The sequence below is a fragment of the Lichenihabitans psoromatis genome (genome assembly GCF_004323635.1).
GTDB lineage: Bacteria > Pseudomonadota > Alphaproteobacteria > Rhizobiales > Beijerinckiaceae > Lichenihabitans > Lichenihabitans psoromatis.
This window is the reverse complement of sequence record NZ_CP036515.1, coordinates 520,633-535,849: the sequence shown is the minus strand read 5'-3', so window position 1 is coordinate 535,849 and position 15,217 is coordinate 520,633. Positions and strand designations below refer to the sequence as shown.

Genomic DNA, 15,217 nt, shown 5'->3' with positions numbered 1-15,217 from the left:
GACCAGATTCCGAGACGAGCAAACGCGGATGTCCCGCGAAAGAGCGGCGAGTCCGGGTTTCTACCCATGCCGGACCAGCCTCCTGGCGTCCGGATTGCGCCAGAAGCTGCCGTTGGCCACCTATCCGACTGCAGACGTTCGGCTTAGCCGCCGCGGACGTCGACCGGTGCGCTTCGATCCTCAGCCATCCCCCAACACGTTCACCCGCAGCGCATCCACCGCGACCGCGATGAAGATCAGCACGCCGCCGATCATGGTGACGTAGAAGGATGGCACGTAGACGATGGCGAGGCCGACATGGATGACGGTCAGCAGCAGCACGCCGCCCAAAATGCCGAGTGTGCCGCCGCGGCCGCCGAACACACTGACGCCGCCGATGATCGGGGCCGCGATGGCGTAAAGCAGAAAACCGTCGCCCTGGTTCGAGGTGATGGCCATTTGCCAAGCCGCCAGCAAATAGCCCGCGACGCCGCAGATGAAGCCCGACAGTGTGAATGCGATGATCTTGATCCGCTGCACCCGAATGCCTGCCACCAGGGCCGCGGCGGCATTGCCGCCCGTGGCGTAGAGGCTGCGCCCCAAGATCGTGCGCCGCAAGGTGAAGCCCATGGCGAGAAAGCCCAGCAGCAGCACCAGCGGCATGACGGGCCAGCCGCCCACGGTCGCCTGGCCGATCCAGTTGTAGCTGTCGGGCAAGTCGGTGAGCGTGTTGCCCTGGGTGATGGCCAACAGGCCGCCCTGCAGCGTGATCATCATGCCGAGGCTCTCGATCAGCGACACCATCTTGAGTTTGGTGACGCAAAGCCCGTTGATGAAGCCGATCAGGGTCGCGACCCCGATGCCGAGCGCCACGCCGAAGGCCACCGGCAGACCGAGGCGCTGGATGGCCAGAGCGCCCAAAGCCGATGAAATGCCCGTCGCGGCCGCAATCGACAGGTCAATTTCACCGACCAGCAGCACCAGCGATTGGGCCAGTCCCAACAACCCGAGCACGGTGGCCTGGACGAGGATGTTTTGCAGATTGGGCGTCGACAGAAAAAAGGGATTGAGCAGGCCGAAGATCACGATGAGCCCAGCCAGCCAGATCCAGACGACATGCTGCAGCACGCCCTGCACGCGATAGGCCAGGGAGCGCTTGGGTACGCTCAAAACGGCTTTGTCCGGCAGGGCCGGGGCGGCGGTGAAGCGATCGGATTGGATGGTCATGACGCAAGGGCTCCGCGCGCGGCTGGCGTAGTGCTGGTCTGGAAACCGAGATCCGTGGGCGACGCCATGGTGTCGGGGCGGGATGACGAAAAGGCGATCCGCAGGACATCGTCCTTGGTGAGGGACGCGGCTGGCCGGTCGTCGACGATATGGCCGCCGACGAACAGCACCACGCGATCCACCGCGCGCAGCATCTCGTCGAGATCGGAGGTGACGATGATGACGCTAACCCCGTCACGCGTCAGTCCATCGACGATGCGATGGACCTCCTCCTTAACCCCTACATCGATGCCGCGCGTCGGCTCGTTCAGGATCAGCAGCTGCGGCTTGGTGGCGAGAAGGCGCGAGAGCAGCACCTTCTGCTGGTTGCCGCCGCTCAACTGACCGACCGGCTGGGCGGAATCCCGCGCCTTGATGGACAGCCGCTTGAAGAGGTCGGCCACGAGTGCCTTCTCGCGACTGAGCGAGATGACGTTGGCGGTCGAGACCGCCTTGAGGCTGGACAGGGTGATGTTTTTGGCGATCGAATGAATGCCCACGATGCCGTCGCGCAGCCGATCCTCGGAGAGGAACGCGATGCCATTCGCCAGGGCGTCGGCGGGGTCACGGGCGAGCTTCTGTGTCTTTCCGCTATGCTCGACCGAGCCGGATGCGGGAAGCAAGCCGTAAATGGCGCGCGCGAGCTCCTGCGCGCCCGAGCCGGGGAGACCCGCGAAGCCCACGATCTCTCCGGGCGCGATGTCGAGCCGCCCGACCGCAAAGGCTTTCCCGCGTAAATCTGAAAACCGCCAGTTCGGCGCCGCCGCCCGCTCGTTGGCTGCGAGGTCCTGGTGTCGGGTGAATAGGTGGAGTCCTCTGCCGAGCACCATTTCGCTCAAGGCATCGGAGCTGACCGAGGCGACCGGCTGATTGCCCGCGACCAGCACCCCGTCGCGCAGCACGGAGACGGTGTCGCAGATCTCCAAGATCTCCTCGTTGTAATGCGAGATGAACATGAACGTGACCCCGTCGCGCTTCAGCTTGCGCATGAAGTCGAACAAGACGCGGCGATCCGCCATGGTCAGGGCCGTGGTGGGTTCGTCGAGGATGATCAGTCGACCACCGCTATGCAGGGCGCGTAGGATATTGAGCTTGCGGCGGTCGACCGCCGAGAGGCTGCCGGCCCTGGCGCGCGGATCGAGCCCTGTGCCCTCGAGATAATCGCCGGCCAACCGAACCATCGCCCGCACGTCGACCCACGGACCCCTGTGGGGCCAGCGGCCCAGCATGAGATTTTCTGCCACCGACAGCGGATTAACGATGGCGGGCTCCTGGGTCACAAGGAAAACGCCGTGTTCCTCCATGGCTCTCACGTCGCAGGCGCCGAGAAGCTCGCCGTTGAGGTGGATCTCGCCTTCGGTCGCATGGGTCAGGCCCGCCACGATCTTGACCAAGGTGGATTTGCCCGCGCCATTCTCACCCAGCAGCCCGTGCACGGTGCCAGGGTCGACCGACAGCGAGACGCTCTTGAGCGCGTTTACGCCGCCATATCGCTTGACGAGATCGCGGGTTTGGAGGAGCGGCGTCCCGGCCATGTCTTCGATCCTTCGTTGCAGCGATCGGCCCGCCACCGGCGCGCCGACATTGTTTGAAAAGCGTGGCTCTTACTTGTACTTGAGACCCCAATCGTTGAACGTTACATTGCCCCACATGCGCTTATCGTCGACATTGCTGGCGTCGATCAGGAAGGGCGGAATAACGAGGCTCGGGCCGGACTCCGATTGCTTGATCTCGCCCTTTTCCCAGAAATAGTTCTTGTTCTCATAGGGACCGAGCGGCACCGGCTGCCCGTTCATCGAATATTTGGCGATCATATCGACCGTGATCTGGCCATAGGCGACCGGATCCTGCGAGACGACGCCGTCCATATAGCCGTCCTTGATCCATTGCAGCGCGATCGGCTCGCCGTCGATATTGATGAAGATGACGTGGCCGGCCTCACCAACCTTCTTCCACTTGCCCTTCTGCTGCAGGGCCGTGACGATGCCGCGGGACGGCGTATCGCTGGGCGCATGAACGGCATCGAGATCGGGGAATTCGGACAGCGTGGCGGCGGTGACGCTCAACATGGTCTTGAGTTCGCCCTCGGTCGGACGATCGAGCAGCTTGATGTCCGGGTATTTTTTGAAGGTGGCGTCCATGCCCTCCTTGCGCAGGCGCCAGGCAACGCTCTGCAGGGCGCCGTAGCAATTCAGCACGGTGCCCTTCGGGCTGCCGTATTTCTTCTTCAACCGGTCGACGATGGCCTCGGCCGCCATGACGCCGCCCGCATAATTGTCGAAGTCGACCGTAATGGCGACGTTGCCGCCGGTGGCCGGCGTATCGATGATGCCGACCGGAATTTTCTTGGCGCCATATTTTTTGATGACGCTGACGATTGCTTGGCTGTCGATCGGATCGCTGATGATCGCCGACGGCCCGTTGAGCAGGATCGATTCCCACTGCTGCAGCTGGGTCGTATTGTCGAAATTGGCATTGACGGCCTGGAAGCGCCAGCCTTTCGCCTCGACGGCGCGTTTAACCGCTTCTTCCTGCGCCACGAAGAAATAGTAATCGAGGCTCTTGTTGCTATAGGGCACGAATTTCTGGTCGGCCGCAAAGGCCGACGTTTTGCCGGCCAGGGCTGCAGCTGTTGCAACGGCGCCCGCGCCGAGAAAATGGCGGCGGCTGAGGGGATGTCTGTCGATCAAAGTCTTTCCTCCTGATTTTTTTGTTTGTCGTCCGCGGGCCGTCAGCCCATCGTATCGAGATCGATCAGCTCGATTTTGTAACCATCCGGATCGTCCACGAAGGCGATATGGGTGGTGCCGTGCTTCATCGGCCCGGGGAGCCTTGGGATCTTGGCGCCGGCATCGGCCAGATCCTTGCACACGCCATGGATGTCGTGGACGCCGAGCGCGATATGGCCGTAGCCTGTGCCCAGATCGTAAGGCTGGTTCTGATCCCAGTTGTGGGTGAGTTCCAGCACGGCGTTGCTGTCTTCCGGCCCATAACCCACGAAGGCGAGCGTGAAACGGCCCTCGGGGAAATCGGCGCGGCGCAGCAGCGTCATGCCCAGTAGCCAGGTGTAAAAGTCGAGCGAGGCATCGAGGTCGCGGACGCGGACCATCGTGTGCATCATGCGAAACGTGCCGGGGATGTCGGTCATCAGGCGGTGTCTTCCTCACGGTCGTCGATGCCACAGCCCGGCGCCGGATGAGTGAGGCGGGCTTGCAGAAGGAGGCGGCACATCTCGGCATTGGCGTCCGCGGCTCCCCGCACGCGCCGCAAAGCACGCAAATGGTCGGGATAGGCGAGGGGCGTCACAGCGGTGCCATTAAGTGCCGTAAAGGCCAGGGCCGTGACGTCGGTCGCTCCGCCATCATGCAAGCGCATGCCGAGATAGCGCAGCGCCAGGGCACGGATCTCACCGTCGTCATGGCTCACCAGCGCGCGCAGATCGGCCAGCGTCAGCAGCAAGGCGCGCTCCAGGCCCCATCGCCCGACGAGGAGGCGAAGCAGCCGTTCCTGGCGGCCGAGATAGGCCTTGTCGCGGAAGACCCGACGGATCTCATCCAAGTTGGTCTCGGCCTCGCCGGAAAATACCTCGGCAAAGCCCTGGCCGGCAGCAACGCCGTGGTTGATTTTCCTGGCGGCGAAATGATCGACGAGGCGCACGGTGACCTCGCGCACCCAGGGCAGGCGCTCCGCCGCCACCTTCATGTCGGTCGCCATGAGAAAAGCGAAATTGGCCGAGCACCAATAGGTGGGCAGGCGAAACACGATCTCGACGGCATCATCGGCCAGATCGATGCGCTCGACAAAGCCCATATCTGTGACGGGCTCGTCGAGTTCCGGATCGAGCACGTCGCCGAGCGCCACCATAACGTCGGCGCGGCGGCGCTCCCGCGCTGTGTCGCGCGTGGCCTGCTCCGCGACCGCCTCAGGCCGCAACATGGATCGGGCTCCGGGGCTGTGAATCGGCCTGGCCCAGCAGGATCTCGCCGTCATGCTCCGGCGAGGGATCGATGAGGCGGCATTCGGCCGGCACTTCGAGATCGTACAGCTTGGCGGCGTTGAGCCCGAGGATCTTGCGCTTCACCTCGAGGGTCAGCTGGGTCTTGGCCTCCCAGGCCATCTCGTCCGAGAATTCGAACGCCATGAATTTCTCGATGATCCATTTGGGGCTGGTGATGCCGTAGTCGGAGCCGAACAGCAGCCGGTCGGGACCCAGGAAGAACAACAGGTCGCACATCATCTGGGCGAAGTATTTCGGCCGCGCATGAATGAAGGACGGGACGAGAGCGAGGCCGCCGTAGACATTGGGCTCCTGCCCAGCAATCCAGCAGAAATCGTCGATACGCGGCATGCCGCAATGGTCGACGACGAATTTCATCGTCGGATAGGCGCTGGCGATCTGGTCCACGTCGCGCACGTCGAACGCATCGAGATTGAGCGGGTGAATGGTTGGACCCTTGTGCACATGGATAATGTTGACGCCGAGCGCCAGCAGCTTTTCCATGTAGGGCGTCATGATCTCGTCCTTGAGCGAATAGCCCTTGGAGGCGCCGTTCCATTCGCCTGTATAAAGCTTGACGGCCTTGAACTTATACTTGGCATGCTCAGCTTCGAGGCGATCGAGGCCACGCGCACCGTCGCGCGGGTCCATGCGTCCATTGAGCACGACCTTGTCCGGATAGGCGGCCTTGAAGGCGGCCGACTGGTCGATGGTGTTAAAGCCGTTGACGTAGAATTCGCGAAGGTCGGTCGGCAGCATAATGGCTTGGTCGACGTAGCCGTCTTCGAACAGGTCCTTTGCGGCGCCCTCGATGCCGTAGTGGCAGAAGCGCTCGAAACTCCACCGCAGCTCATCCGGCGTCATGCCGACATGCGAGCCCCAGAAACTTTCGATGAAGGTTAGGCCGTAGCGGTTTCTGCGGTTTTCCGGACGAGCATCCCACATGTGGATATGCGCATCGACCACGAAAACCTTCTCGCCTGTGGGTGTGAGATACATGGCGTTCTCCCGATGGTGCGACGCTGTCGGCCGTCTTCTTTCTTGTGCCACCCTGCCATACTGCCCTATTGTCCTACAACTGATTTTTTTTTGGGGACGCGGCGCCATGGACGCTTTGACGATGCTGCTCGACGACCCTTCTTTGCGGGTGCCTGCCGCCGATCTCGACCGCTACAGCACCGATTGGTCGCGCGATCTGTCGGGCACGCCTCGCGCCGTGGTCCGCCCCCGCACCACCGCCGATGTGGCCAGCATGGTGCGGGAATGTGCGGCCCGGGGTCTGCCCATCGTGCCGCAAGGCGGCCATACTGGCCTTGTGGGTGGCGCGACCCCCTCCAAGGACGGCAGCGAGGTCGTCATCAGCCTCGAACGCCTCAATGCGGTTCGCGAAATCGATCCGGTCAACTTTTCCATGACGGTGGAGGCCGGCTGCATCCTGGAGAATATCCATGCGGCCGCTGCCGCTGAGGATTGCCTGTTTCCGCTGCAGCTCAGCGCCCAGGGCTCCTGCCAGATCGGCGGTAACATCGCTTCCAATGCTGGGGGCCTCAACGTCGTGCGTTATGGCATGACGCGCGACCTCGTGCTCGGTCTCGAAGTCGTGTTGCCGGACGGGCGGATCTGGAACGGCCTGCGCAAGCTGCGCAAGAACAACACCGGCTACGATCTCAAGCAGTTGTTCATCGGGTCGGAAGGCACGCTCGGCATCATCACGGCCGCGAGCCTCAAGCTGTTCCCCAAACCCAGCCAGATCGAGACCGCCTTCCTCGCGGTCGACTCGCCCGACCAGGCGGTCGCCCTGTTCGGCCGGGCCCGGCGCGATCTCAGCGACCTCCTCTCGGCCTTCGAGCTTCTGCCCCGTCGCGGCGTCGAGCTCGCGCTCGAGGCGATGCCGGGCTTGCGCGACCCGCTGTCGGGGCCCTCACCCTATTACGTGCTGATGGAAGTGGCGGCGAGCGGTCTCGTCCACCTCAAGGGCCTGGTCGAGACATTCTTGGAGGGCGCGGTCGAGAGCGCGTTGCTGAGCGACGGCACGTTGGCCGCCAATGGCGCTCAGGCGGCAGAGTTCTGGCGCATCCGGGAAGGGATCATCGAGGCCCAGGCGCGGCGCGGCCGGCATCTGCGCACCGATGTCTCGGTGCCGATCTCGTCGCTGACGACGTTCCTCGACGCGGCTCACGCTGACTTGCTGCGTGCCGAACCGGATGTCCTGCCGCTCGCCTATGGCCATCTCGGCGACGGCAACATTCATTTCAACGTCGTGCCGCCGCCAGGCTTGTCCGAGGCCGACAAGACCGCACTGCTGCATCGATGCGAGGTGGTGATTTTCGGTCTCGTCGACCGCCTCGGCGGCTCGATCAGCGCCGAGCATGGCATCGGGCGGGTCAAACGGGCGGCCTTCCAGGAGCGCTCTGCCCCGCTCGATCTTGATCTTCTTCGCCGCATCAAGGCCGTGATCGATCCGAACCGTTTGATGAATCCTGGGCGTATGTTCGATTGAAAGACGAAGGGTAGAAGGCGACATCCATGGCTCTCGACACGCTCGACCGCCGACCCCACCTCCCGTCCCGTATCGCCGAGGCGATCCAGCGTGAGATTGCGGAAGGCCGCCTGCAACTCGGTGATCGGCTGCCCGGCGAGCAAATCCTGGCGGTCACGTTCGGGGTCAGCCGCAATGTGGTGCGCGAGGCCATCGCGCGGCTGCGTTCGGATGGCGTCGTGCAATCGCGTCAGGGGGTCGGGGCCTTCGTGGTGCGCAGTGCCGCGACGCCCAGTTTGCGCATCGACCTCGAGGCGCTGAACGACCGCGTGCTGTTCACCAATGTCTTCGAATTGCGCGCCATGCTGGAGGTGCGTGCCGCCGGCCTCGCGGCCAAGCGCGGGACGCCGCCGCAGCGTGCCGCCATCACGGCGGCGCTTCATCGCATGCGCGGGAAGGAGAAGCGCGGCGACGCGGGGGTGGACGCCGATCTCGACTTCCACCGCGCCGTCGCGTTGGCGACCGGCAACGACTATATCGCCAAAGTGGTGAGCTTCGTCTCCGAGCATATGCGCGAGAGCATTTTTGCGACCCGCATGCGGCCGGGCGTTGCCATCGACACCATCGTGGACATCACCATCGCCGAACATGAGGATATCCATGCCGCCATTATGGCGGGCTCGCCCAATGCGGCGCGGGAGGCCATGGGGCGACACATCACAAATGCGGCGCAGCGCGTGGGGATTACGATCTCGACGGATGATTAGGGGCTGCAGTCAGCGGACCCCGCGTGGTCCTCGAAGTCGGCCGGATGAGTCGACTTCCACGGCTGGCGGTCAGGGTCAGCTTTGCCCCTGAGACATCTAAATCGCACCAACAACCCGGCAAGGTCGGCCAATGTTGTGAGAATCGGGCTGCCAGAAAGCAGACTTTCTGAAGGTCAGAAAAGGGTCAATCCCAGACGTCGACCGCGTCCATGCCGTAATTTAGGCTACTTCGGTTTATTCCTGCCTCGGGGAACGCCTCGGTACCATGACGCACCATACGAGAAACTGTGGCTTGATTGGCGCGACGGGCCAACTCGAAACCCAATTTAAGAGGCAAGATTGTCGGTGCGAGCATCGGGTTGCTGGATCGACGCCGTCTTTCTGACGGGGCATTGTACAGAAGAGATGCGACACTTTGTCAGTGCGGCGTCGTTCTCGCTTTACCCAAGATTTGCTCGGGCCTAACGCGGTATCGCGGCTTAAAAATAATTCAATGCCGCGTAGGGACGGATCGCAGCAATGGAAACCATAAGCCTTGGGCAGTATGCGCTAGTCTATAATGCCTTTTCTTTTACGATCGCAGTCATGGGAGCAGCGACGCTCTTCTTTTTCCTGAGCCGATCGCAGGTCGCGCCGGCCTACAGAACGGCGTTGACCATCACGGGTCTCGTCACGCTCATCGCGTGCTATCACTATTTCCGGATCTTCAATTCCTGGGAGGCGGCCTACAGCGTCACTGGCGATGTTGTGAAGCCGACCGGCGTGGCCTTCAACGATGCCTATCGTTACGTCGATTGGTTGTTGACCGTCCCGCTGCTTCTCGTCGAACTGATCCTTGTGATGCGCCTGTCGCCCGAGGAGACCGCCTCCAAGGCGACGAAGCTCGGAATTCTTGCGGCCCTCATGGTGGCGCTCGGCTATCCGGGTGAGATCTCCTCGACGCTTTCGGGTCGTTGGATCTGGTGGGTCCTCGCCATGATCCCGTTCCTGATCATCGTCTATGATCTCTTCATCGGTCTTCGGAACTCGATCGGGTCGCAGCCTCCGGCCGCACGCGGGCTGGTCAGCGCGGCGCGCTGGGTCACCGTCATCTCGTGGAGCTTCTACCCGATCGTCTACATCTTCCCCATGTTCGGCCTGACGGGCGGAACCGCGACCGTGTCGGTCCAGGTGGGGTACACGATCGCCGATATCGTCGCCAAGGCCGCCTTCGGTGTCCTGATCTTCCTGATTGCGGCTCGGAAATCCGCCGCTGAAGCCGGCGTCAAAGACGTGAAGCCCGCCTACGCTTGAAGGATCGGCGGGGCTTCGGCCCCGCCAGTCTGTCAAGAGCCGAAGACGGTCGCCGCAATGGTCAATGACAGCCGGTATAAGAGACGATGAGCCGTCAACTCGAGGATTGTTTGCTCCGCGTCGATCAGACGATGGACGATCTTGTCGGGCCTGTCGCGCATGATGACGATCTCCCGCCGTTCCATGGCGATGATGCGGCCGCCTATCATTTAAGATCCGGTGGTCAGCGCATGAGGGCTCGCCTCGGCGTCCATGCCAGTCTGTCGCTTGGTGTCGCCGACGCCGACGCGGTCGCGATCGGGGCTGCCGTCGAGCTTCTGCACAATGCGTCGCTTATCCACGACGATCTCCAGGATCGAGATCGAACGCGACGCGGTCACGACGCGGTCTGGTCTCGATATGGAAGCAACGTCGCGATCTGCACGGGCGATCTCCTGATTTCGGCTGCCTTTGCGTCGATCGCGTCGCTCACGATCGGCACTTCCGTCCCGGCGGCGGTCAGGGTGATGCACAGGAGCGTGGCCTCGGCCATCCGGGGGCAAGGCGCCGACCTGTCTTTTGAAACGCGAAGCCTGAGTGACGCGACGACGTATGATGCCATCGCGTTCGCAAAATCCGGCGTCTTGCTGAGCCTGCCGCTGGAACTCGCTTTTATCGTCGCTGGACGTCACGACCTGTGCGGTCTCGCGAGACAAGCGGCTGGCGCTTTCGCGATTGGGTATCAGATTGCCGACGACATCGCAGATGCCGATCGGGATCGCTCCCTCAACCTCGTGTCGGTCTTGACTGCGGCCGGTGTCTCCGACCCCTTTGGAGCCGCACGACGTCGCGCTCAGGATCGTTTGGCCACCGGCCGCCATCTCGCGCTCGCCCTCCCGGACGGATCCGGCGCCCTTCTGGTCGCGCTCTGCGATCGTCTGTCGACATCCCTGATCGGAGAAAGCGCCATGGTATGCGGGCGCTCGTAATCGGCGCCGGCTTTGGCGGGATCGCGTCGGCGCTGCGACTTCGCGCCAAGGGGTACGAGGTCACGCTGCTCGACCGGTGTGCCACCTTGGGCGGACGCGCGCAGGTCTTCGAGCGAGGCGGCTTTCGGCATGACGCCGGGCCCACCGTCATCACGGCGCCGTTTCTGCTCGAAGAGCTTTTCGAGCTGTTCGGCGAAACGCTGGCCACCCATCTGACGCTCGTCCCGCTCAAGCCCTGGTATCGCTTCCGATTTTCCGACGGCGAGACGTTCGATTATGGCGGCACCCTCGAAGAAACGTTGCTGGAAATCGACCGGATCGAGCCGAAGGATCGCGCCGGCTACCTCGCTTTGCTGGCTCATTCCAAACGGCTCTTCGATGTCGGATTTACCGAACTATCCGGCGCCTCGTTCGCCCGGTTTACGACGATGGTGCGGCAGATCCCGCGCCTTCTGGCGCTCAGAAGCTACGAGACGGTCTGGGGCCTAGTGTCGCGCTATCTCTCGAGTCCGAAACTGCGGCAGGCGTTCTCGATCCAACCTCTCCTGGTCGGCGGGAATCCGTTTGATACGACCAGCATCTACGGCCTGATCCACTTCCTGGAGCGGGCCTACGGGGTCCACTTTGCGATGGGCGGAACGGGGGCGATCATCAAGTCGCTCGGCGATCTCATGGATCGACATGGCGTGACGACGTCGCTCGAGAAGACGGTCCGGGCGATCGACATCGAGAACGGCGTCGCAACGGGCGTCACGCTCGATGACGGCACCCACATCGCGGCCGATCTGATCGTGTCGAACGCCGATGCGGCGTTTCTCTATAGCGCGATGATCGATCGCAAAGTCCAGGCAGCATCGACCAAAGTGAAATTGAAGGCGGCCCATTATTCGATGGGTCTCTTCGTTCTCTACTTCGGCACGACCCGGACCTATCCCGACGTCGCCCATCACACGATCTGGATGGGGCCTCGTTACCGCGACCTGCTTGCCGACATTTTTGACCGCAAAATTCTGGCCGATGACTTCTCGCTCTATCTTCATCGCCCGACCGCGACAGACCCGAGCTTCGCTCCGGACCATTGCGACAGCTTCTACGTGCTGTGTCCCGTACCTAATCTGCAGGGCAATATCGATTGGGCCAAAGACGGTCCGTGCTTGCGTGACAAGATCGTCGCGGCGCTCGATGAGACCATCCTGCCGGGCCTCGCCGCCAGCATCACGGCCGATTTCTTCAAGACCCCGGAAGACTTCAAGACCGACTATCTCAGCATGCACGGCGCCGGGTTTTCGATTGCGCCCTTGTTTAGGCAATCCGCCTGGTTTCGCTTTCACAACAAGGCCGAGAGCATTCGAAATCTCTATCTCGTGGGGGCCGGTACGCATCCTGGTGCCGGGTTGCCGGGTGTCCTCTGTTCGGCGAAGGTCATCGACGCCATGATCCCGGAGGCCACATGATCGAGGCGTCCGGCCCATCCTCGTCGAGCGTGGCGGCTCTCGTGTCGGCGACTGCGATCCTGAAGGCCAAGGGGAAAAGTTTCTATTGGGCGCGGCGCCTTCTCGGCACCAGGCACGCCAGCAACGCGACACGCCTCTATGGGTTTTGCCGCTTGCTCGACGATACTGCAGATGAAGCAGCGTCGGATGTCGTCGCCAAGTCTAGATTGGCCGCGATTGCCGACGACGTAAGGTCGGGGCAAACCAAAGACCCCGCCTTGCTGGATGCTCTCGCGCTCATCCGTGAGTGCAAGATCGATCCAGGTGTCGTGCTGGACCTCATAGCGGGAGTCGAGTCGGATCTCGGCGTCGTCTGCATGCAGACCGAAACAGAGCTTCTGCACTATTGCTACCGCGTCGCCGGAACGGTGGGCCTGATGATGTGCAACGTGTTGGATGTGACCGAGCCGGCCGCATACCCGCATGCCGTCGACCTCGGCATCGGCATGCAACTCACCAATATTTGTCGCGATGTCGCCGAGGATGCGGCGCTGGGGCGCCGGTACCTGCCTGCCAGTCTACTAGGCGATCTTTCGGCGCAGGAACTGGTGACGCCGACCGAGGCGACGCGTCGGCGCCTTCGTGCTTGCCTCGCGACGTTGCTGGACCAAGCCGATCTCTACTATCGCAGTGGCCAAGATGGCATGCGCTATCTTCCGGTTCGGGCGCGCGCCGGCATCCTGTCGGCGGCCCGGATCTATCACGCCATTGGCGACGGCATTCGAGCGCGTGACTATGCGTGCTGGGACGGGCGCGTGACCGTCGGCCGAAAGGCGAAGCTCCGGCTGACCGCATCGGCCTTGATGGAGACGGTCGGCACCCTGGTGCCTCGGCCAGGATCGGTTTTGCATGACGCCAGCCTGCACCACCACCTCGTCGATGTCCCCAGCCTCGCAAAGGCACGCCATGCAGGGTGACTTCGATCTCGTTATCCTGGGGGGTGGGTGCGCCGGGCTGAGCCTCGCGCGGCGGCTCACGGCGCTTGGCCGTCAGGCGCCTCGTACGCTCGTGCTCGAACGTCGAACAGCCTATGCCGACGACCGAACCTGGTGCTTCTGGGACGACGGATCGATGGGATTGAACCATCTGGTTCGCCACTCGTGGGCCACGATGCGGGTCAAGACCGAAGACGCCGCAGTTCTGGTCGAGTGCGGCGACGCGCCGTATCGGATGCTCGGAGCCGCCGCATTCTACGCGGAGGCACTCGGAGCCATCGAGGCCAGCGACCGGGTCGAGATCGCGCTTGGATCGGAGATCAGCGCGGAGCCGCGGAAAACGGGTGAAGTCTGGTCTCTCGAAACCGCGACGGGGTCCGTCACGGCGCATCGGATCGTCGATACGCGCCCGTTTCGCCGCCCCGTCCGAGGTGGAGCGACGCTGTGGCAATCCTTCTATGGCCGAGAGATCGACTGCGAGGCCGGCGTGTTCAACCCAGCCTGCGTGGATCTGATGGACTTCGCGCCGGTCGAAAAGGGGCGCATCCAATTCACCTATGTGTTGCCGGTCTCGACGAGGCGGGCCCTCATCGAAACGACGGTCTTCGATGCCGATCCGTGGGATCGGGCCGACCTCAGGGCGGATCTGGATGAGGCGGTCGCAGATCGCGTTGGGGGACAGTCCTTCACGATCGTTCGAGAGGAGCACGGGGTGCTGCCGATGGGAACGCCGCGCGTTTCTCGTCTCCAAGATCCGACGTTCATCCATGCGGGGCTCGACGCCGGCGGTGCGCGGCCGAGTTCAGGCTATGCGTTCCGCCGGATCCAAGCTTGGGCGCAGGCCTGCGCGTCGGCGATCGCGACTGGCAAGCCGCTCGTCGGGCATGCCGAGGACCCGCTCATGCTGCGCGCCATGGACGCTCTGTTTCTCTCTGTCATGCGAAGCCGGCCCGATGTCGCGCCTGGCCTCTTTGTCGCGCTGTTCGGAAAGGCCGACACCAGACGCCTCATCCGGTTCATGAGCGATGGCGGCAATCTGATCGATTACACATCCGTGGCGCTTGCGCTGCCGGCCTGGCTCTTCCTCGGCCAGATCCCTCGGGCTTTCAACCAGGCCGCGTTGGGGCACCGGACATGACCAAGGCGCTCCGCATCCAGGGCGTGCTGTTCTGCATCGGCTCGCTGCTGCTCATTCCGCTGGCCATGAACCTGTATCGGTTGGAACCGCAGGTCCAGCTGCTGGTGATGGCGGGCGTCATCATTCTCCTCGGCGTGCCACACGGCGCGCTGGATACAGTCTTCGCCCAGCGCGCTTATCGAATGAGCCATGTTGGCTCGTGGGCCACCTTCGTGGTCCTGTATTTCGTTCCGGTCGTGGCGGTCGTCGTGCTGTGGACCGTGGCACCCTTGCTGTTCCTCGTGGGCTTCTTGCTCATTTCCATCTTCCACTTCTCCGGCGATCCAGCCCCGGACACACCGTTCCTGGTGCGTCTGCTATATGGCGGCGCGATCGTCGTGCTACCGACCTTGTGGCACGCCGACGACGTGACGACGCTCTTCTCACTGCTGGTCGGCTCCGAGGCCGCCGCCACCATGGTGGCGATCCTAAGCCCACTGGCTTGGCCCTGGCTGGTGGGACTTGGGATTGCCAGTCTACTTGCACTCCGGCGCGATGGTGTCGCGGCAGGCGAGCTCGCGGCGGTCACGTTGCTGGCGACGCTTGCGCCACCGCTGCCGGCCTTCACAATCTTCTTTTGCGGCATGCACAGCGCGCGCCATATTCTGCGCACTGTCTACTACGTCGGGGCGGAGCATTGGCGTGTGCTGCTGCTTGCGGGCGGCCTTCCGATCATCGGCATTATCGGGATGTTTGCGATGGCGCTGTTGCTCCCCAGTGTGGTCGCCATCGACGCGCGCGTCATCCGGATTGTCTTCGTCGGGCTGGCGGCCCTCACGGTTCCCCATATGGCCATCGTCGAGCGAATTCGGTTTGCCGGCTGGACGCCGCGACAATCCGACGGTTGAGGGCGTCGTCAGACT

General features: G+C 63.1%; 14 protein-coding genes. 8 read left to right on the top strand and 6 right to left on the bottom strand.

All coding sequences use genetic code 11. The annotated features are described in order from the left end of the window. Positions 1-180: 180 nt before the first annotated feature. From EY713_RS02540 to EY713_RS02515, 6 genes are all read right to left on the bottom strand, one after another. On the bottom strand, positions 181-1,206 hold the full coding sequence (locus EY713_RS02540; RefSeq protein ID WP_131113422.1) for an ABC transporter permease: 1,026 nt from the start codon (positions 1,204-1,206) through the stop codon (positions 181-183). Further along, positions 1,203-2,780 (bottom strand): sugar ABC transporter ATP-binding protein, encoded by a 1,578-nt coding sequence (locus EY713_RS02535; protein WP_131113421.1) that lies wholly within the window; start codon positions 2,778-2,780, stop codon positions 1,203-1,205. The genes EY713_RS02540 and EY713_RS02535 overlap by 4 nt, the downstream gene beginning before the upstream one ends. A 69-nt stretch (positions 2,781-2,849) precedes the next feature. Next, complete coding sequence (locus EY713_RS02530) at positions 2,850-3,935, bottom strand: sugar ABC transporter substrate-binding protein (protein ID WP_131113420.1); 1,086 nt, start codon at positions 3,933-3,935, stop codon at positions 2,850-2,852. A gap of 41 nt (positions 3,936-3,976) precedes the next feature. Next, complete coding sequence (gloA, locus tag EY713_RS02525) at positions 3,977-4,393, bottom strand: lactoylglutathione lyase (protein ID WP_131113419.1); 417 nt, start codon at positions 4,391-4,393, stop codon at positions 3,977-3,979. Continuing rightward, positions 4,393-5,181 (bottom strand): iron-sulfur cluster assembly protein, encoded by a 789-nt coding sequence (locus EY713_RS02520; protein ID WP_165490999.1) that lies wholly within the window; start codon positions 5,179-5,181, stop codon positions 4,393-4,395. Before EY713_RS02520 ends, gloA begins: the two co-directional genes overlap by 1 nt. Continuing rightward, on the bottom strand, positions 5,168-6,241 hold the full coding sequence (locus EY713_RS02515; RefSeq protein ID WP_131113417.1) for an amidohydrolase family protein: 1,074 nt from the start codon (positions 6,239-6,241) through the stop codon (positions 5,168-5,170). The genes EY713_RS02520 and EY713_RS02515 overlap by 14 nt, the downstream gene beginning before the upstream one ends. 106 nt (positions 6,242-6,347) lie before the next feature. Between EY713_RS02515 and EY713_RS02510 the strand changes: the two genes are divergently transcribed. The 8 genes from EY713_RS02510 (at position 6,348) to EY713_RS02475 (ending at position 15,202) form a co-directional block, all read left to right on the top strand. Next, positions 6,348-7,742: an FAD-binding oxidoreductase gene (locus EY713_RS02510; protein WP_131113416.1), complete on the top strand. Its 1,395-nt coding sequence runs from the start codon at positions 6,348-6,350 to the stop codon at positions 7,740-7,742. Between the two features lie 26 nt (positions 7,743-7,768). Next, positions 7,769-8,488, top strand: a complete 720-nt coding sequence (locus EY713_RS02505) for a FadR/GntR family transcriptional regulator (RefSeq protein ID WP_131113415.1) — start codon at positions 7,769-7,771, stop codon at positions 8,486-8,488. A gap of 519 nt (positions 8,489-9,007) precedes the next feature. Further along, positions 9,008-9,781 (top strand): bacteriorhodopsin-like, encoded by a 774-nt coding sequence (locus EY713_RS02500; RefSeq protein ID WP_131113414.1) that lies wholly within the window; start codon positions 9,008-9,010, stop codon positions 9,779-9,781. A gap of 86 nt (positions 9,782-9,867) precedes the next feature. Next, complete coding sequence (locus EY713_RS02495) at positions 9,868-10,749, top strand: polyprenyl synthetase family protein (protein WP_131113413.1); 882 nt, start codon at positions 9,868-9,870, stop codon at positions 10,747-10,749. Beyond that, positions 10,734-12,203: a phytoene desaturase family protein gene (gene crtI / locus EY713_RS02490; RefSeq protein ID WP_131113412.1), complete on the top strand. Its 1,470-nt coding sequence runs from the start codon at positions 10,734-10,736 to the stop codon at positions 12,201-12,203. Before EY713_RS02495 ends, crtI begins: the two co-directional genes overlap by 16 nt. After that, positions 12,200-13,159, top strand: coding sequence for a phytoene/squalene synthase family protein (locus EY713_RS02485; RefSeq protein ID WP_131113411.1), 960 nt, complete (start codon positions 12,200-12,202; stop codon positions 13,157-13,159). Before crtI ends, EY713_RS02485 begins: the two co-directional genes overlap by 4 nt. Continuing rightward, positions 13,092-14,315 carry a lycopene cyclase family protein gene (locus EY713_RS02480; protein ID WP_131113410.1) on the top strand — a complete coding sequence of 408 codons (1,224 nt, stop codon included), beginning with the start codon at positions 13,092-13,094 and terminating at the stop codon, positions 14,313-14,315. Before EY713_RS02485 ends, EY713_RS02480 begins: the two co-directional genes overlap by 68 nt. Next, positions 14,312-15,202 (top strand): Brp/Blh family beta-carotene 15,15'-dioxygenase, encoded by an 891-nt coding sequence (locus EY713_RS02475; protein ID WP_131113409.1) that lies wholly within the window; start codon positions 14,312-14,314, stop codon positions 15,200-15,202. The genes EY713_RS02480 and EY713_RS02475 overlap by 4 nt, the downstream gene beginning before the upstream one ends. The last annotated feature ends 15 nt before the right edge of the window (positions 15,203-15,217 follow it).

Bases quoted from the DNA above. Each gene is read 5' to 3' on its own strand.
- EY713_RS02540 (WP_131113422.1), bottom strand. From the start codon at position 1,206: ATGACCATCCAATCCGATCGCTTCACCGCCGCCCCGGCCCTGCCGGAC.
- EY713_RS02535 (WP_131113421.1), bottom strand. From the start codon at position 2,780: ATGGCCGGGACGCCGCTCCTCCAAACCCGCGATCTCGTCAAGCGATAT.
- gloA (WP_131113419.1), bottom strand. From the start codon at position 4,393: ATGACCGACATCCCCGGCACGTTTCGCATGATGCACACGATGGTCCGC.
- EY713_RS02520 (WP_165490999.1), bottom strand. From the start codon at position 5,181: ATGTTGCGGCCTGAGGCGGTCGCGGAGCAGGCCACGCGCGACACAGCG.
- EY713_RS02515 (WP_131113417.1), bottom strand. From the start codon at position 6,241: ATGTATCTCACACCCACAGGCGAGAAGGTTTTCGTGGTCGATGCGCAT.
- EY713_RS02510 (WP_131113416.1), top strand. From the start codon at position 6,348: ATGGACGCTTTGACGATGCTGCTCGACGACCCTTCTTTGCGGGTGCCT.
- EY713_RS02505 (WP_131113415.1), top strand. From the start codon at position 7,769: ATGGCTCTCGACACGCTCGACCGCCGACCCCACCTCCCGTCCCGTATC.
- EY713_RS02500 (WP_131113414.1), top strand. From the start codon at position 9,008: ATGGAAACCATAAGCCTTGGGCAGTATGCGCTAGTCTATAATGCCTTT.
- EY713_RS02495 (WP_131113413.1), top strand. From the start codon at position 9,868: ATGAGCCGTCAACTCGAGGATTGTTTGCTCCGCGTCGATCAGACGATG.
- crtI (WP_131113412.1), top strand. From the start codon at position 10,734: ATGCGGGCGCTCGTAATCGGCGCCGGCTTTGGCGGGATCGCGTCGGCG.
- EY713_RS02485 (WP_131113411.1), top strand. From the start codon at position 12,200: ATGATCGAGGCGTCCGGCCCATCCTCGTCGAGCGTGGCGGCTCTCGTG.
- EY713_RS02480 (WP_131113410.1), top strand. From the start codon at position 13,092: ATGACGCCAGCCTGCACCACCACCTCGTCGATGTCCCCAGCCTCGCAA.
- EY713_RS02475 (WP_131113409.1), top strand. From the start codon at position 14,312: ATGACCAAGGCGCTCCGCATCCAGGGCGTGCTGTTCTGCATCGGCTCG.